The sequence below is a fragment of the Bradyrhizobium sp. ISRA442 genome (genome assembly GCF_038085055.1).
GTDB lineage: Bacteria > Pseudomonadota > Alphaproteobacteria > Rhizobiales > Xanthobacteraceae > Bradyrhizobium.
In genome coordinates this window covers 1-17,300 of record NZ_JALGCN010000004.1, presented here as the reverse complement: position 1 = coordinate 17,300, position 17,300 = coordinate 1, and the positions used below count along the sequence as shown (strand labels likewise).

Here is a 17,300-nt window from a genome sequence, read left to right as displayed (position 1 = left end):
GCTCAAACGCGTAGGTACAGGGTGGATTAGCGAAAGCGTAATCCACCACTTCTCTCGACGCGAAGAGCAAAGAGGTGGGTTACGCTACGCTAACCCACCCCACGATTCCTACGATTCCAACGGCGTCAGCCCGCGGAGTCGCTCGCCTGGAGCAGCGTTTCGAAACCGCCATAGATCATCCGCTTGCCGTCGAATGGCATGTCGCCGCCCTTCAGCCGCAGGTCCGCCATCACCTGCTTGTTGACGGCATCGCGATGCTGCCGGTCGCGGTAGACGATCCAGGAGAACACCACGACCTCGTCCTCCTTCGCCATCACTGCGCGCGGAAAGGATGTGAGCTCGCCGTAGGGAACGTCATCGCCGATGCATTCGACGTAGTTGAGCGCGCCGTATTCCATCCAGACCGCGCAAGCCGTTCGCGCGAGCGCCTTGTAGGCCTCGATCTTGTCCTTCGGCACGGCCAGCACGAAACCATCGACATAGGGCATCACGGATCTCCTTGGGTGACGTTGAGCCCCAAGGACGACGCAGGAGCCAGCGATCCGACAGGCGATGACCGTTTCGGGATGAGGCAAACCGTCGCGAGCGCCGCCGACCCGTCCCGAAACACCCCTGCACCACAGCGCTTGCCAGCTCCAGGCCGAGCGGGTAGAACGCTGCCACGCCTGAGCCGTGATTTGCGCGAGACGCGCTTCCGGCCACAGTCGGACAAATCAGTAAGACATTGAATTTGTTCGGCTATTCCGTTGGGGAATGGTGTAACGGTAGCACAACAGACTCTGACTCTGTTTGTCTTGGTTCGAATCCAGGTTCCCCAGCCAAATTTGCTCAGCAGCGACAACCAATTGAAATCATTGAGGTGTTCTGCGCTGGGTAACTGACGTACCCTAACGCCGACCCCAACGCCTGCCCCTAACGCCCCGAACTCCGCAAGTTTGTGGTGCGTAAGCGAGGCTGACAATCTTGAGGAGTTCTGTCCTTCCCACCAGATTGGTGCTGCCTCATATCGACGGAAGGAATGCCGGTGGTGGATATTATGGACTCGCTCGGCAAGCTCGTGCCGAAGGAGACGCTTGGGAAGCTGTACGATGACGCGATAAGCGGGCCGGCTAAGGAGGTTGGCAAGCTGGGCACCGATGCGGTTAAGACAGCCCGCTTGATCCTCGCGCCCCTCCAATACGCTGCTGCCTATCAGGACCGCCTTGAGCGTGCCGTTGAGCGCATCAGCAAGCGTGTTCCTGAAGAGCGACGTGTCGAAGCTCCGTTGGAAATCGCCGGCCCGGTGCTGGAGAGGATGCGGTTTGTTCACGAAGAGTCCGAGCTGTGGGACCTGTATGAGGAGGTCCTCACCAAGTCCATCGATAGGGAAGCCCAAAAGAGTCTGCATCCGTCGTTTGCTCAAATCATCGCGTTGCTTAGCCGGGATGAGGCCTGGATACTGTATCGACTGCGAGAGAAGAGCTTCGCGGTTGTTGACCATCTTGATTTTGACCGGGCGCAGAACAAGTTCTTCAATCGTGTCGTGCTGAGCAGTGAGTTGCCGAAGCATGAACTCTTCCAGCCCGATCTTATTGAGCTGTCGTACTCCCACCTCGAATCGTTGAACTTAGCGACTTGGCCAGTAGAGCAGCAGAAACCTACGTTCGTTGTCGCTGGCGCACCGCAAACCGGCATTGAGCGTCAAAGCAGAATGATGCTCACCGACTTTGGCCGGCTGTTCGTTGCCGCCTGCATTCCCGCTGATGGCTTCGAGAGGCACGCCAAGAAGGGCTGAGCGGGAGTATCGACCACCAACATCACCTGCATCCTTGCGGGATCACGATGTACGTCCGGCAGCTAGCCTGGAGGTAACCACCTTTTCGGCCTTGAGCTTCATCTGGTGCATTCTCATTCCCTTCCTCGCCCTCATCGCATTGAGCAGGGCATTGAGGTGGGACATTGAGCTGAGTGCTTTGGGCTCTCACATTTCGGGACCCTTGAAGTTGGTCCGGTGTGGAGGTGATAGCTTCTAGGTCACTTTGAGGACTATGAGCAGAGACACCATCAAAGCACTGCTCATCGCATCCCTTCAGTGATGGTGGTCGATGAGCAATCGACTACATAGGCATTGATCCTCATGGATACTCTTAGGGCAAAGCTTAGAGCTTAGAGGCATAGAGAAAGCGTAAGCGCGAGTCGATTTGCCGCACCCCCAGAAACGGCCAGAGAGCCTGCCTGAGGGCCGATACCGTTCAAAGCACGCCGCGAGCCAAACACCGCTAGACGGACTCCGCTGCTAATCCTCTGGCTGTTTAACCGCCACCGTCCCCGGTGCTAATCTCGACAGGAATATCAGCTCCCGTGATGCGCCGCGCCTCCTCAAGCATGACCCGGCGAGCCCGCTCTCCATCCGAACGCGCGACGATCACGCTGTCATGTAGGGGCAGGGCGCTGATGCCCAAATCGATGAGCCTGAGCATCACCGCGATTAGGATATCGCTCTCCAGGCGATGAAGCTCCAGGCCGCGCCCGCGCTCAAACCAGTCGGCCGCAATCGCCTTGTGCCGTTCCTTGAGGCCCGCGACCACATGGCCGGGCTTCGTGCCGGGCGGAAAGCAATCGCGCAACACAGCCCGTTCTTCGACCGAATCGCCTAGCCATTGCCTCAGCGGCGTCCTCATCAAAAGCGTGGCCGCAAGTATCTTCTTTCGGCCCAGCCGCAATGCCTGCCAGTCGGCCCGCTCGTGGTCATGCCCTGTCAAATCATAGAGGTCCCCCGGAGGCGGTGTCTGCTTGGAAATCGCATAAGCCAGTCGCAGGAAAAGCTGCCCATAATCCACGTTGACCACGGGCTCTCCGCCGATCGTTAGAAGTGGATAGCGGTCCTCGCGGCGCATCGTTTCCCAAAACCCATCATACAGCCGGCCGCCCTGATCGATGGTCCCCTTGAAGACTCGCCTTACGGTGCGGTGATGGGGCGTGGTGAGGATGGTGACTACCTTGTTTGGCATGTCTCGTGGCGGCAAGACTTCACGGCCCGCGACTGCGAGAGCAATAGACTTCAGATACGCATTGATGCGCCGCATGTCTGTTTCAGCTTGAGTAAGCCATACGCCATTGGGTGGCGGGGTTCGCTTCCCATCATCGTCTGTACCGACGACGATCAACGCGGGCGGGTCCTCCAGGCTCAATGCGCCCCAGCTTTCCGGTGCCGGCGCATGCGTCCAATACTGCGGCGTGGGGCTGATCGTTGATACGGCGCGACTGTGTTTGGAATGCTTGTACCCCTTGGTTCTGCTGATGAGACCGCGTCCCTCCATCATTTGCAGGACAAGCTTGAAGTGCGCCCCGTAGATCTTTGAATTGCTGGACGCGTACGCACCGAGCAGAACCGCGAGCGACCATCCATCGGGACCGAACGCAAGCGCGACCGCCGCGAAGTTGCAGCATATGGTTTCGACTGCCCGCACAAACTTCTCTTGGTCCGCCGCCTTGCGCTTGCGTTGACGCAGCCCCTGACCATCCTCCTCAGCTTCTAGGGACGCGGTGAGCCGCTCGACGAAGGCTTTGAGTTCTGGGCATGCGGCCCGCCATCTTGTCTCAAGGGCTACGGGCTTTGAAGGTGGTGATGCTGTCATGCTTTCAATTCGGTTCGAAGTGACCGGGATACTCAGCCGATCTAACAGCACGGTTTCCCGACACTTGATCGGTCATACGTCTCACGGAGGAAATCTCAAACGGAGCTTCTTGGAGGTAACCCCGGATGCCGCCCGTAGCGCCGAACTTTCCAGGCAAGCACCCCATCAGCGTGCTCTGCCGTCGCGTATTCGCAGCGCTCCTCCACGGCTTGCCCCATGTGCCTCAGCACGGAGCCGACGCTGCGGGGATATACGTGCAGCTGATTCTTGTATCGGCGATCACCCACCCACATCTCGTGCACGACGTGATGACCTGATGCCAACCGATGCAGGGCCTTGGCCACTTGCACGAAGCGAAACTCTTTGCTCCTCGGACCCGATGGTTCCTCCCTGATGAGGACGGTGATGGCAAGGTGTGTGGCAAGAATGCGCTCGGGCTTTACGCCCTTCTTGCGGAGTCGGCCGAATGCGATCTTTGCGCGGGCCTTCGATTTCATCCCGCGGAGCCGTGTCGCGATCTCGTGCGGCGACTCCTCAAGCAACAGAGCCAACTTCGCGACCGCGTCCTTGATGTGTTGATCCGTCTGGAGGCGAGGCCTGATGTATGCCATTGCTGAGACGAGGTACGGACGAAGTTCCTTCGCACTGTAGGACGCGTGCCAGAGGCTGCCATGACGGGAATTGAAATCGACGTGATGCCTGCAATGCATGGGCGCTAGGCCGATACCGGCAGCTCGCATCGTCAGCCGGCCACAACCAAACACGGCACAGACTGCTTGATGCTCGCCCGCGCGGGCCTCAAGCCACGCCAATGCTTTAGTTTTCACGATGATTTGGAGCCTTGAGGTAAAGGGAAGCGCCCCCGAAAGGACGCTCCCATGACGTTGCGGTGCCGGCAATTAGTAAGCAAAGAAGGGGTCCGGTGCGGGGACCCATTCCAACCACTTGATACAGGGCAGCAGAAGCACTGCAGTATCACCGTCGCCCGCGCGGTCGACTGCGTAGTCTGCAAGCGCATCGGGCCTCATGGCCCTCGCCTGGAGCCAGCACGATTTAACCCAATGGCCTTCAACTGACGTTCTGGGTTCACGATGAGTGATCCAGGGGCAAGTCGCAAACTGATGCAACTCCTGCCACGTCTGAAGTCCATCGCTGGTCATTTGCCCGGACGCCTCCGCATAGTGCACGCGATCACTTGCGGTGGCCCAAACCTCGTCAGTTTCTGTGATGCAAGTTATGGGCGCCTCAATGCCATGTCTGTCCCTGATGGTGCGTAGTGTGAGGACCATGGCCCGCGCTATCATGGTGATTTGTACGCGCTCATATCCTCTCGCCAATAAGAGCTTCGGAGGGCCAAACTGAGCTGGAGGCGTCCAGAGAACGCATGAGGGCATGGGGGCCAGGCCATTGATGCGGCCGCCTTTCGGCTCTACGGCGGATGCCCCTGGCACTATGATATGGGAGGTGGCGGTGTGGGAAGTTTGCGTCATTTCGCGGTCCTTGATGTGGTGATGCTATCGGGGTGAATTGAAGGCGCGCGCTGACAACCCCGCGAACCGATTGGTGGCGATGCCACAAAAGAGTTGCGGTGTTCGAGGATGATGATTTTTGAAAGGCGTGCGCCCATGTACGGCCAAGCTTCGCCCGGAAATTCAGGACGAGCTTAGGGTTGAGGGGCCGCTCAGCACAGCACAGGTTAATGGGAAGCTTTGTGACACAAGCGCGCCATGCCGCGCGATGGAAGTCAAGCCGTCAGCTATCAACGTGACGTGATCGCAGATGAACAACTGGCGCTTCGTCTGCGTGAGCCGCAGGGGAAGTAGGTACAGTTGGGTGGGTACCACCAATGCCCAGCTTCGGCCCTGAAACACCTACCGAATTTGCGCTCGTGATGTCCGCCTTTGTAGCAGTCTTTTGTATTCGAGCAATGCAGTATTGCCCAGCAGGACGCCCGCCGGTCTACCGCCCCTCCGCTCCAACTTGGTAGTATCCGACATTGCGAATTTCCGCGGTATCAAAACCGAGAATGAACATGCCCGCATTGCGCGTGGAAGGCGGCCTTGGCGGAATCGGTTCCACGTTCGACACGATTTGAAAGCCTTCCGGCGTCGCCCAAGCCTGCTGGATCGAGCCGCCCACCATTTCGTTTGCTCCTTCTGCGATCAACCGCCGAAGGGCGCGCTTGGGCGCATCAAAGGCTACAATGTCTAGGGTCTCACCGCGCTGCCTAGCATCCGCTAGCTCTTTGTCTATTGCGTCCCGCAGGAGATTTGGCGATGTCCCGATAACAACGGCCGATTGATCTGCCGAGCCTTGCAGTGTGATTGGTTTCAAAGACCGTTCTTGCACGTCAACTGTCAGGGGATGTTGTGCGTAGGCTGGCGTTAGCTCAAACACGCGCAATGAGCGTTGTTCGGGGCACCAACCGAACACGATGGCTGAAAACAGGCCGTCGCGCCCCGCAAGTTGACAAACCTCACGCATATATTCTGAGGACGCGCCTGCCACAAAAGATGCAACCTCACTAAGAGGCGGAGGCGGCGCCCGAGGTGCACCAATGAGCTTTGACAGCAGCGTCGCTGACAACGCATGCGCGGCCAACGCACTGAGTGTTGAGCCACTGTAGGCAAAGCCTATGTCGGCGCGATGTACTTCCAGGTCAAAGAAGCCGCTATCACCCGGTTGCTTGCAGGCTACTGTGATTGGCAGAACCTTTGGCCCATGCTCCGTGAGCACGTTCCCGGCTGATCGAACGATTCTGGTGTCCGCGACCGCCATAAGCCGGTGTTCTACTCTCCAAACTGCGACTAACGTCAACGTGCCCTCCCCCTACTGGCGGCATCGGCCTACAACGTGCGGCTTATCTTCTCCTGCTGGTCTAGTTCGCGAAGATAGCTTTCCAAACTGCGCAACCTGTCCATGCCGAGGGTCGTTTCGAAACCCATGTATATTGCGGGACGGCCGCTACCAGCCGGGCCCCACACAACGGTCGTTTGAAAATCCGCCTCTCGATTTCGCCAAGTGCGCCAAGCGTGTTGAGCCCTGCGAAATTGAGCTAAATACGTGGCATCCGATGCGAGGCGGCTCTCGATAGCCTGCTCCAATTCTTTGATTGCCTTATTGCTGTTTTGGAGGCGGTTGCTCTGATTCAAGTTATTATCGAGCGTCGTCCGGGCGTTTAGCTCTGGAATGAACTTCGCAAGAGTTGAAACCACATGCCTCATGTACTCTATCGCACACTGGATAAACAGCGCCAACTCCCGCTCGGAAACCAGAGCGTCAAGTTGATCATCGTAGGCCAAGTGTCGCGGTGAGCCGTGCACCAACTCATTTCGTTTCTCGAAGAGGGCGTTTAGCTGCCGCTCAATCGTTCTTCGGGACAACGCTCCGGCGCGGAACGCATCGCTCATCATGACCGCCCATGACTTTTGGGCACGCGCCAGTATGGAGGGCTTTGCTTCTTTTGTAAGGTCGTTCAGCGTGTCTTCGATTTCGTCGAAAGACGAGAAGTTTCGGCTCATCGCAACAATATCGCCAATCGAGAAATGATTGACACGCGCCTGAACGATGAGGGCGTAATTGATCTTAAGCTCTTTCAATAGCTTGGCGTTCGGATTTATTCGGCCTGCGGAGTAGTCGATCAAATGCTTCACCAGCGACCGAGCGAACCACTCCAAGCAAGTCGCAACGTTGACCAGTGCAAGCGGCCAAAGCTCTCCCTTGTCACGGTCTTGTATGATGAGCTTCAACTGCCGAAGTCGCATTATGCAGATTTGGGGCCCTTCATTTAGGTCGCCGTAAGAGGCCTGCAGCTCACCAAAATCCACCTTCGGCACGTCAGGTTTTCCTTTGCCAGGTTTGCACGAGGCCGTTTACAGGGGTGCCAAAGACACAATGAAAATATGAGCAGGACCGCCTATCGTCGGAACAGTGGTATGCTTGGTCTCGAATATGAGCCGGCAACCATCCCTCGCGGCGCGCCTGTGTAAGCAGCCTATGAAGCTATTCGGGTTCTTTGGTACTCCGTCCTCGACAATGAGCGACAGAAAAACGCCATGCATGAGCGGCTTGAAGGTCAGATAGTTGTCGAATGACAATTCCTGAACATATGAATCAACGTGATCCATCATATTGAACTTAAAGAAGGCAATTGGCTCGCTCTTTAGAAGTTCGAATGCTTGATCGAGAGAAACGATTAATGGCGCGGTTCCCTTGAACAGCACAACCGTTACATAAGGGGACGGATCAACATTAAACTCGGAAAGATGATAAGAGAGGGAGAGGCATTCCGTTGGGCCTATCCTGGCTGCAAGCAATTTGAGCTGCCCCTCGGCCCATACCGTTAGGTCAGTGTTGGAAGCTAGCCTTTTCCCCGCATCTCTCTTCGCCGAGTTGGGCAGCTGCGCCATATAGCCATAGTAGCTCTTCACTCCTCCGACGCCTCGGTATCCGGCGGGAAAGAAGCCTCCGACTGTACCCATACCTCCATTCGGCGCGGCTTCACCGAGTTCTAAGCGTAAGGCCGCAAACCCGACTAGCGTTCCGTTTGAATAGATTGGTTGCAACCGCCTTGCGGCGTCTTCGAGAGCTGCTAAATCGGAGGGAAGATGCGCGAAAAGCGTGATTTTCTTGAGCCACTCCAATTTGGTCTCGTAAGAACCAGCAATCACTTCCTCAATGGGATTGTGAGCCACCGTCCACGCACTTCCATTCACACTGACTTCGATAGGAACATCCACCGCGGCAGTAATCCTTGCCACGAATGCGTCAAAAGGAACTCGTAATTCTTGGTCGTGGTTCAACTTGTAAACCCACTCGCTCGGCGGGTTATCCCCCAGTGATTTGAGACCACACGTTACCGCGGTCGAAGCCGAACCGCCAACTGGCAACTTGTCAGCCGTGGAAAACGTTGGTCGAAGTGTCAGTCCCTTCGAGAAAGTTATAGAAGCAACGGTATCTAGTCCTCTATCCCATCGGCGGCTCGCCACTCGAACGTGATTAGCGACCATAAAAACAGAAAAGAACCCGATCCCATAGCGGCCGACTGAAGCGAAACCGGATGAACGAAGTCCGGGGAATTCATCATTCACCATGTCGGACTTCCAGAAAGAGCTACCAAAATCCAGAAGCGGCCCCGTTAGAACTCGTTGGGACATACCAACCCCATCGTCGACCACTTCAACAGTAGCTGGGACGTCATTCACGCGAACGCGGATCTTGCCAGCATATTCTGGCTCGATGTTTCTGCGCGCAACGATGGCGTCTCTAGCATTCTGAAGGAGTTCTCGAAGCACTATTGCAAAGTGTTCAGCTTTATCGCCTGCACCGTAGAGATTCTCGCCACCTAATGTCTTTACAAGACGCTCAATATTTCCAACGTGCAGTTCTGCATGCCAAGGCTTCCAGCCTCTTGCTCTTAAAAAAGTTGCCATTGATTCCGGTGACGTAACTCCGGCAACTCTCTTAACTGCAAATGGAGGTGAGTTTTGGCTCTGAGGCCTCGCTTTTAGAAGTTCGTTACTGGCGTGGATTTCTTTGTCCGCCAATCGAATGGCGTCGTAAGCGACCCACCACGCTTCTGCGTCCGCAGCTTCGAAATCACGGTTTGACGTGAAAACTATCGTCTCGCCCGAGCTATCTGAAAGATCCAGATCAGCCTGTGAGAGCCAATTCTGCGCCTTCCAATGTTGAAACGAAATTCCCTGCCTTCGCGAGAGCGCATGAAGGAAATCGGGAGCACGCCGATTGTCGATGTGAGCGGCGTCAGAGCAGCGTAGAATACAAGCCAGCTTAACCGGATCGATACGCCAGTCGGCCGGCCAATCGCCCGGAGCATTGATTTGAGCCGGGAGAGTGTCTTCAACACGCTCGATGCTCCAATTATGACTTGCTGCAATCTCTCCAATGATTGCCCCGTAGCGCTTCCTAAGATCGGAATCGTCAATCAGAAAAAGGGGAGACCCTGTGTCCGGGTCGGTCCATGCGCGGTCGACTAAGGTTTTGGCTTGATCTGCATGAAGCAGCCTTACAGCACTGAAATCAGCGGCACTTTCGAGCTGCAGTTGGCTCAGAAGTTCGTCACGCTCACTATTCCTGTCTCTTTCGGCCTCCAAGCCGTCGCGCCAGTGAACAGTGTTTCGGATACCCTCCAGACCACCCTCATACGCGTCGAAGCATAACGCTGCATCATGCAGAAGGATCGCGCCGCCAAGCACGTACACTTCCATTGGATTCAGCGGATAGGAGGGGCCAACAATTAAGCCGGCAGTGTCCCATAGCGCATCAATGTGCGTAATGTCATGGACTGTCAGATTGGGAAGGGAACTAGAGATTTTCTCTAGAATGCCTTTTACACGCTCCCGAAAAATGATGAACGAGGCCTGCAGGCGCGAAGCCTTCTCGATGTCCTTCGGGTCGACATTTTTGAAGACGCGGCTCCAAATCGCACACTCTCTAAAATCGTTTGTCATCGAATCATTGACCTATCGTCAGGTCGGTCCAATCTGCCGAACCCAACCTAAACGGGCAAGCCGCTGCCAACCCGGTGACCTACAACCTTCGAACAGGCCAACCCCCGGGCGCTATCGTTCGCGAGCGCTGCATCACGGACGTCCTCGTGATTCCAGATTAGCTCTACGCCCTCATGTCGCGGCCTCCGCTTCTATCCATGCAAAAATGAATCACTGGGATTCCAAAGCGGGCATTGATCTGCTGCCTACCTTAGTATCTATTTCTCAGGAATACGATACAACAAGCGGAGCTAAGCAGTGGCCAAGCAAGCGAAAACCGTCAAGGCATTCGCCTATCTGCGAACCTCATCGGCCGCCAACATCGGCGAGGATAAGGACAGCGGGCAGCGTCAGCTCCAGGCCATCGAGACATACGCAACGCGGGCAGGCATCGAGCTGGCGGGCACCTTCTATGATGAAGCCGTGAAGGGATCAGACCCCATCGATACCCGTCCCGGCTTCGCGGCGATGATGGAGGCTCTGGAGGCGAACGGGACCAAGACCATCATCGTTGAAACCGCCAACCGCTTTGCGCGTGACCTCATGGTGCAGGAAGTTGGCTTCGCCATGTTGAAGTCGCGGGGCATTGACCTCATTGCTGCCGACAGTCCCTCCTCCTTCCTTGATGACACACCCACAGCCCGCTTGATCCGGCAAGTGCTTGGTGCGGTCTCCGAGTTTGAGAAGGCGATGTTGGTGGCGAAGTTGAAAGGCGCTCGGGACCGCAAGCGGCGCACGGGCGTGAAGGTGGAAGGTCGGAGGTCCATCGCTGAGCAAACGCTGGAGCGAGACGGCAGGGACGGACAGGCGACGGTCACGCTTGCGCGTTCGTTGGCGCGGGCACGGCCGAAAGGTGGCAAGCGGTCATTGCGGGAGATAGCCATGGAGCTGGCTGCTGCTGGCCACACCACCAAGACCGGCACCCCCTATGCGGCCACGGCCGTGAAACTGATGTTGGAAAGGGACTAGCACTACCGCTGGCGCGGTCCCTAGCACGGCATGCGCGACCAACCACAGTAAGAATAGCCACCGCCGCTGAAGATAACCGTGGCGCCAGTCGAGAGGCGGACCATAAAGCTGTTTTCGTCACCCTCTAACCTAGCGCCAAGACGCTGGGCCATGCTCAGCACGTATTCGAATATGCTCTCGCGCGAGGCGCCTCTATTGCGCATTGAGATGGCCGTTGCCTGTACTTCACGTAACCCCATGCGGGTCCCCCTTCAGTGTCCGAATCACGCACCGCTTCATGGAACAATACGACGTGGACGCGGCGTGGTGCCGAACGTTCTTGTGGATGGTGGGGGGGGGCGGCTCTGCTCAGGGCCATACGGGGGAAGTCTCGTTGCCGCCCCAGGCTCTACCGGACGCATTAGTGACCCAAAAATTAGTTGGAGCGTGATAGTTGCGCTATCGATCGCGTCCACTTGATTACCGCAGGCAACATGTTTGGATGGTTTATCAAGAACAGTCCGTAAGGCGGGTCATATCGGCCTGGTTTGTTTTCACCGTGTATTTTGCCAAGCGCCTCGCAGCACAGATCAATGCCCTTCTTCGCGCTTTTCTCAATCGCAAGCCACTCGTCCACCGCGTGATGGGGAATGCCCTCAAGGAACGAAAGGTCGCGGGAACCCAACAAGTATCCGCTTAGTAAGACGTGCACGCGCTTGTGATGGACCGGACAAAGCCATTCATAATCCTGTATGGGTTCGCTAGCTCCACACTCGAATTGCAGAGACAGCGGAAAGCAGTGGTGTGCATGTACGAAATCGATATGCTTGCGACAGACCGCGCACGGCTCGCGACGATCCCGTATCAAATCGTTGAACTCGGCACGCGCATCTTTGATCCATTCGGCGCGTTGCGCTCTCGCTCTGGCAAGACCTTCGGCGCTGTCAGCCGTCGATAGTGAAGCGACGATCTCTCTACGCTTTGTGGATCGCGGCTCGCCCATGCGATCGTAATTGGAAGCAATGTACAACTCGACAGGGTCGCGTCGACGAAGGGGCACGAGCCACGGCTTAATCCCAAGTGCCGTGCAAGCGTGGAAGCGCGCTCGGCCTTCCCAAACCATGCCTTGGTAGAGAACGATTGGGAGATGTTGCCCGTTTGCCTGAATATCGCGCACCAACGCGTTCAACAACGGACCTTCAGCCGAAGGCAGTTCTTTGACGGCCGGGTGAATCTGAAGAGGGGTCATCGTGATGCGTCCGACCGCTACGAATCAGCGGGTGGTTCTATTCTAGTCTAGGCGCTAGCTTCCCGCAGTTCCCTAGGTAGCCCGAACTGTTTTGCTCGGAAGCTTGACCGCCTCAACGCACTCCCTCTTCAGCTCCGTCAACTCCGCCTTGGAGTAGTGGCCGAACGTCAAGCCGACATTCTTGCTGTGTCCCATGACAGCAGCCACGACGTTCTCACGCTGGCCCGCTTCCTCCGCCTTCGTGGCGAACCACCGCCTGAAGCTGTGGAAGTTGACCTTGGAGCGTCGCGCCCCATCGCGCTTGTCATCCACACCGATGCGCTTGCGGAGGTAGCCGAAGCGTTTTGAGAGGGCCATGGTGCGGTTGTTGTCCCAGCCTGTGTCCTGGAGGTCTGGGAACAGGTACTCGGTGAGGTCCCGCTTGCCGATACGGTGCTGGACCATTGCCTTGAGCGATGAGTGGATGGGGACGGAGCGAACAGCGGCCGGTGTTTTGCCCCGCGTGACTGAGAACATGCCGTCCTCACAGTCGCGCACCCGCAGTTGACCTATCTCCTCAAGCCTCATCCCTGACAGCGCAGCGATACGCATGAAGTCCTTGAGGTCGTCGTCCGCGTCGCTATTGAGGAGCATCACCACCTCATCATCAGTGAAGGGGCGCTCGCTGCCTTGAGGCCCGTCCTGAGCTATCCTGTGAGCCCGAGGCTTTGCCAGCGACTTGCCGGCCCAAGGGTTAGGTCGAATGCCAAAGCTCTTATCGAGCCACTGCCAATACTGGCGCAGAGCTGAGAGCTTCTTGTTTGCGGTGTGCGCATGCATGCCGGTCGCGACGAAGGCCTCATCACGGAAGTCCGACGCTGTGCGGTCAGTCACGGTCTCAACGAAGGTGGTGGAGGTGCGGCCTGTGTCCGAGCACCAATCCTTGAACTGCGTTAGCGCTGTGCGGGCGTCGGCCTTTGTGCGTTCACTGTAGCCAGACGCCGCGAGCCACCGCTCTACGTAGTAGTCCACGGGGGTTGCTTGACCGGAGGCGACCTTGGCGAACTCAGCCGCCCTTGAGGTCCTCCCAGCTTCCTCCAGGTCACCAGACTCAGGCTGCCCGCGTGGTCGCGATCCTTCGGCCCGTTCGATCTGCTCAGCACGTTCCACGATGGCGAACATGAGGTCATCGCGCTGTGCCGCGCTGGCTTTCGCTAGTTCCTCTCGATAGGCGATGGCCTCCGCAGTCAACCCGCGATCCTGACCATCAACAGGGTGACCTCCAGCGTTGGCTATCTCAGTTTTCATTTCTTTTACGGCGGACCACCGGCCAATGCGGGCGATGTTGATGTCCTCGGTCTTGAGGGAACGCACCAAGCGTTTCTTGCCGAGAACAGCACGGAGCGTCCGGGGCACTTCCACGGCGGCATACCAATTGGTCCCCGCGCCACGTGGCTGAATCAGGTATCGGTAATCGCCTCTAGACAAGTGGTGCCCCTAACGCTGCCCCTAACGCATGTACCCTAACAGGAGCTTGATTAGGCTATATTTTCCGCTTTCTTCAGCAATTTCAAGAGGGCGGGTAGTATCCAGGTTCCCCAGCCAGCCGCGCGCTCCTGAACAGAACGCATCCCTACGATATTTCGCGCGGCAGCTTCCACTCCGGCCGTGGATCGCAGGTCTCGTCGAGCCTCCGGACGCGATATCCGGCCGGAAGGATCCGACCGCCGCCCTCCTCGTCCGCCACGGGCACGTCGGTCACCAGCCCCTCGATCAGGGCCGCTTCCCACACCTCTTTCTCGGTCGGGAAAGGATCGCCGATCTGTTTGTCACCTTCGAACAGCGCGTACATCGGCTCGGTCCTCGTCAATCTCTCTCGCAACGTATCCGCTGCAAAGACGTTCCCCCTCGACAAGGAACATTGACTCGCGACAGACGGCACCAAGGATGGCACGGGTTCTGATCGGCACCTCCGGCTGGCACTACGCCTCCTGGCGAGGACCGTTCTTCCCCGACGGCCTGCCGCTCAAACAGCAGCTTCGCTTTTACGCCGGCCAATTCGAGACCACCGAGCTGAACGGCGTGTTCTACCGCACGCCGACGCCCGCGGCGGTCAAGGGATGGCGGGAGGAGACCGGCCGCGATTTCGTCTTCGCGTGGAAAGCCTCAAAGTTCATCACGCACTGGAAGCGCCTGTCTGACCGATCCGAGAACAGCCTCGAGCTGCTGGAGGATCGCATTTCCCTGCTGCGCGGCAAGGTGGGGCCGATCCTGTTTCAGCTCCCGCCGCAATTCGAGGCGAATGCCGACCGCCTCGCCGCCTTCTTCAAGCTGTTGTCGCGCAAGCGCCGCTACAGTTTCGAGTTTCGTCACCCGAGCTGGTATCAGCCGCACATCCTGCGCATGCTGGCCGACGAGAACATCTCGCTGTGCCTCTCCGACCATCACGATGCACCAGCGCCGTGGAAACGCACCGCGGATTTCGTCTACGTCCGCGGCCACGGCCCGAGCGGACGTTATCAAGGTCACTATTCGCAGCCGACGCTCGCGCAATGGGCGCGGCGCATCAAATACTGGAAGCGGCAAGGCTGCGACGTGTATGTGTATTTCGACAACGACCAGAAGAGCGCGGCGCCGGCCGATGCGCTCAAGCTCAAATCGCTGCTGTGACCCGCCGGCGACTCACGGCCCACCCGCGACCGATCCCGCGATGACCATGACAAGCGCCTCAAGGTCGATCTTGCCGTTGACGATCAGCTCTTCCTCCGAGCCCTCGACCTTCAGCGATTGAGGCCGGTTGGCGGCCTGGCGCTGCAACTCGCCGATGATGGCTTCCTTGAGCTTCTCTTCGAACATGGGCATTCTCCTCTTCGGTCATCCCGACGAAATTGCAGGCGTTTCCTCAAGAGCGCCCTCCTCGGCGCTTCGCCCGAACGGCGTGATAGCGCGCGTTCGTCTGCGGCTTGATGTACAGGGCTGCGACGCTCGGATGGCGTTTGCAAATCTCGCTCTCGAGCGAAATCACGCATTGCTCGATGTCATCGGCACGCTTCTCGTCGGCGGCCCGCCTTCCGCGTGACCGGCGCCTTGCGCGCGTGGCTGTAGGCGTCCCATGCAACTGCGATGATTGCATCGAGCTCATCCTGCAGCGGTGCGAAGCGGGATCGATGAACTGATGCCTGTAGCGGCTTTCGAACTCGTCGCGCGACAGCCTGACGGGCGGCATCCCCTTGCGAATGTCCGGTTCCGGCATGCTGGCTCCGTCCGCGAGATCGGTTGTCCGACCAACCCGGGGCGCTACGTACGGTTCCCAACGCGGCCAGGGACGGCTTTACTGGCGGGCGATCTCGCGCGGCAGATCGAATTGCGCGATCCGCGTGTCCAGGCGCCACAGCTCGATGCGGTGGAGCAGCACGAGCGCGGCAGCCTCGCGCTTGGCTTCCTCGTCGTCGCCGCAGACGAGATTGATGCATCCGAACACGTGACCGTCCGGATCGATCTGGAAGGCACGGTAGTGCTTGATGCTCCGCATCTCAATGTCCTCGTGGTCTGAAGCCGGGAGCGCTCAGCCAATCCGTCAGGCTCGAGGTCACTTCATTCTGCTTGGCGCGCCGCAACAGCATCTCGCGCTCCTTGCCCGCGGGCATGCGGCGCGCGAGCTCGCGCGCCTTTTCGGCCGATGCTTGCAAGCGCTCCTGGAGCGATTGCGTCTGTTTCCTGCGATTGCGTTTGGTCGTCATCACTTCTCACGTCGAAGTTCTGAAAACGGGAAAATTGGCCCCGGCGGGAGGTATGGCGCCGGGGCCCAACATGCTGCCGGCTTGGGGCGGCCCAAACCGCAGTGTCTGTAGCTTCCAGCGCAAATGTAGGTTCCAGCATTTCAATAGGTTAACCCCGCGCGATATTGCGTCTGCACCCCTGCCCCTGCCCCTTCGGGGAAGGGGTGCAGGTGATCCGTCGACCCGGCGCTTGCGTGTTTTGCCCGACGCGAAATCCGGCTACAGACGAGTTCGATACTTCTCTTTCCGATGGAACGATCGAGCGCTTGCCAAGTTTTCCCGACACCCTTCCCCAAGGGTATTGATGGTTGGCCCCAGCTCCTCCCAAGCCCCCCAAGAGCTGGGGCCCTTTTTTGTTTGGCGTTCAGCAATGGCGCCGGCAAGATTGTCGGCGCGTCCTTTGCATTCGCTCAATCGTCCCAGATGCGTTCGCCGCACCGGCACAGTCGTACCCTTGCGGGTGTCCAGAAGGGCATGAGTTAGCCGCGGGAATGCGGTGCATGACGGGCAGCGCGGCCCGCGATCCTGCGTCGGCTGCTTCGGCAGCCCCTCTTTCCTTTCGCCGACCACTCAACTCTCCCCAGAGTCGAGCTTTTCAAGTGCCGAAAGGGACAATCGTTCCGGCGCGACGTCCACACCTGCCCGATTGTGGTAAACGAGGCGCCCCTTATTGCTCCAGCTCTCTGCGAATGAGGTCGCGGTGGGCAACATGCGTTGCCCGGAGCATTCGATAGGTATGGAGCACGTCGACGGCCAGATCGGTCGGGCAGCCGGACCGTTTCAGATCATTGATGATCTCGATTTGCCGCGCGATATGCCTGTCGCTTATCGCCACGTGGCGATCTGCTTCGGCAAGATGTTCCCGGGTGAGCCGCAGGTCCATGCAGGAACCCTACGCCTGGTTGGGACACCAGGGAATTCAAAATTCGTTTGCCGCCGCCGATTTGCGCCAGGTCCGCCTGGTAAACGACCCCGGCAAGAGCCGAGGTCGCCAACCTTGTGGGAAGGTTTTCTCCCGGCTTGGGGGCTATTGAGGGGCATTTCCGGGAGCACAGAGTCGACGCAGCCGCGCGAGCCTGGTTCCTATGGGCAGGCCATTGCGAAAAGGGATATCATCGCGTTCATCACCGGCTAGGCTCTGCCCGTAGGCACCGGTGGTTGAGAGACCGATTGCGCTCCCGCCTGCATGACCAGGGGAACGGGCCATGGCGAAGCCGAC

17 protein-coding genes and 1 tRNA gene are annotated in these 17,300 nt (G+C 58.2%); 4 read left to right on the top strand and 14 right to left on the bottom strand.

Going from position 1 to position 17,300, the window contains the following annotated elements:
* Positions 1 to 125: 125 nt before the first annotated feature.
* Positions 126 to 488, bottom strand: a complete 363-nt coding sequence (locus MTR72_RS09605) for a DUF1428 domain-containing protein (RefSeq protein ID WP_280964463.1) — start codon at positions 486 to 488, stop codon at positions 126 to 128.
* Positions 489 to 747: 259 nt separating this feature from the next.
* Here MTR72_RS09605 and MTR72_RS09600 point away from each other — a divergent pair.
* Together MTR72_RS09600 and MTR72_RS09595 are read left to right on the top strand one after the other, a co-directional pair.
* Positions 748 to 821: transfer RNA gene (locus tag MTR72_RS09600), tRNA-Gln, on the top strand.
* Positions 822 to 1,018: 197 nt separating this feature from the next.
* The gene (locus MTR72_RS09595) at positions 1,019 to 1,774 is read left to right on the top strand and encodes an Abi-alpha family protein (protein WP_341510327.1); all 756 of its coding nucleotides are present in this window, start codon (positions 1,019 to 1,021) and stop codon (positions 1,772 to 1,774) included.
* A 517-nt stretch (positions 1,775 to 2,291) separates the two neighbouring features.
* On the opposite strand, the gene MTR72_RS09590 is transcribed toward MTR72_RS09595, so the two are convergent.
* The 5 genes from MTR72_RS09590 to MTR72_RS09570 all read right to left on the bottom strand — a co-directional run bounded on the left by MTR72_RS09590 (position 2,292) and on the right by MTR72_RS09570 (position 10,087).
* Positions 2,292 to 3,617, bottom strand: coding sequence for a hypothetical protein (locus MTR72_RS09590; RefSeq protein WP_341510326.1), 1,326 nt, complete (start codon positions 3,615 to 3,617; stop codon positions 2,292 to 2,294).
* A gap of 95 nt (positions 3,618 to 3,712) precedes the next feature.
* A complete protein-coding gene (locus MTR72_RS09585; RefSeq protein ID WP_341510325.1) occupies positions 3,713 to 4,444 on the bottom strand; it encodes a hypothetical protein in 732 nt (243 codons plus the stop codon).
* A gap of 1,132 nt (positions 4,445 to 5,576) precedes the next feature.
* Positions 5,577 to 6,434, bottom strand: coding sequence for a hypothetical protein (locus tag MTR72_RS09580; protein WP_341510324.1), 858 nt, complete (start codon positions 6,432 to 6,434; stop codon positions 5,577 to 5,579).
* Positions 6,435 to 6,463: 29 nt separating this feature from the next.
* Positions 6,464 to 7,453, bottom strand: coding sequence for a HEPN domain-containing protein (locus tag MTR72_RS09575; protein WP_341510323.1), 990 nt, complete (start codon positions 7,451 to 7,453; stop codon positions 6,464 to 6,466).
* A 36-nt stretch (positions 7,454 to 7,489) separates the two neighbouring features.
* Positions 7,490 to 10,087, bottom strand: coding sequence for an HD domain-containing protein (locus MTR72_RS09570; RefSeq protein WP_341510322.1), 2,598 nt, complete (start codon positions 10,085 to 10,087; stop codon positions 7,490 to 7,492).
* A 297-nt stretch (positions 10,088 to 10,384) separates the two neighbouring features.
* Here MTR72_RS09570 and MTR72_RS09565 point away from each other — a divergent pair, with 297 nt between their 5' ends.
* On the top strand, positions 10,385 to 11,095 hold the full coding sequence (locus MTR72_RS09565; RefSeq protein ID WP_341510321.1) for a recombinase family protein: 711 nt from the start codon (positions 10,385 to 10,387) through the stop codon (positions 11,093 to 11,095).
* A gap of 415 nt (positions 11,096 to 11,510) precedes the next feature.
* Here the strand turns inward: MTR72_RS09565 and MTR72_RS09560 are convergent, their stop codons facing one another.
* The 3 genes from MTR72_RS09560 to MTR72_RS09550 form a co-directional block, all read right to left on the bottom strand.
* The gene (locus tag MTR72_RS09560) at positions 11,511 to 12,323 is read right to left on the bottom strand and encodes a hypothetical protein (RefSeq protein ID WP_341510320.1); all 813 of its coding nucleotides are present in this window, start codon (positions 12,321 to 12,323) and stop codon (positions 11,511 to 11,513) included.
* Between the two features lie 72 nt (positions 12,324 to 12,395).
* On the bottom strand, positions 12,396 to 13,790 hold the full coding sequence (locus MTR72_RS09555; protein ID WP_341510319.1) for a tyrosine-type recombinase/integrase: 1,395 nt from the start codon (positions 13,788 to 13,790) through the stop codon (positions 12,396 to 12,398).
* Between the two features lie 145 nt (positions 13,791 to 13,935).
* On the bottom strand, positions 13,936 to 14,154 hold the full coding sequence (locus MTR72_RS09550; protein ID WP_280964464.1) for a hypothetical protein: 219 nt from the start codon (positions 14,152 to 14,154) through the stop codon (positions 13,936 to 13,938).
* A gap of 95 nt (positions 14,155 to 14,249) precedes the next feature.
* Between MTR72_RS09550 and MTR72_RS09545 the strand changes: the two genes are divergently transcribed.
* Positions 14,250 to 14,972 (top strand): DUF72 domain-containing protein, encoded by a 723-nt coding sequence (locus MTR72_RS09545; protein WP_280964465.1) that lies wholly within the window; start codon positions 14,250 to 14,252, stop codon positions 14,970 to 14,972.
* 12 nt (positions 14,973 to 14,984) lie between these two features.
* Here MTR72_RS09545 and MTR72_RS09540 read toward each other — a convergent pair whose 3' ends face one another.
* From MTR72_RS09540 to MTR72_RS09520, 5 genes are all read right to left on the bottom strand, one after another.
* Positions 14,985 to 15,158, bottom strand: a complete 174-nt coding sequence (locus tag MTR72_RS09540; protein WP_280964466.1) for a hypothetical protein — start codon at positions 15,156 to 15,158, stop codon at positions 14,985 to 14,987.
* Positions 15,159 to 15,204: 46 nt separating this feature from the next.
* Complete coding sequence (locus tag MTR72_RS40330; RefSeq protein WP_280964467.1) at positions 15,205 to 15,555, bottom strand: hypothetical protein; 351 nt, start codon at positions 15,553 to 15,555, stop codon at positions 15,205 to 15,207.
* A 78-nt stretch (positions 15,556 to 15,633) separates the two neighbouring features.
* The gene (locus tag MTR72_RS09530; RefSeq protein ID WP_280964468.1) at positions 15,634 to 15,834 is read right to left on the bottom strand and encodes a hypothetical protein; all 201 of its coding nucleotides are present in this window, start codon (positions 15,832 to 15,834) and stop codon (positions 15,634 to 15,636) included.
* A 1-nt stretch (position 15,835) separates the two neighbouring features.
* Positions 15,836 to 16,042 (bottom strand): hypothetical protein, encoded by a 207-nt coding sequence (locus MTR72_RS09525; RefSeq protein ID WP_280964469.1) that lies wholly within the window; start codon positions 16,040 to 16,042, stop codon positions 15,836 to 15,838.
* A gap of 706 nt (positions 16,043 to 16,748) precedes the next feature.
* A complete protein-coding gene (locus MTR72_RS09520; protein WP_280964470.1) occupies positions 16,749 to 16,964 on the bottom strand; it encodes a hypothetical protein in 216 nt (71 codons plus the stop codon).
* Positions 16,965 to 17,300 lie beyond the last annotated feature (336 nt).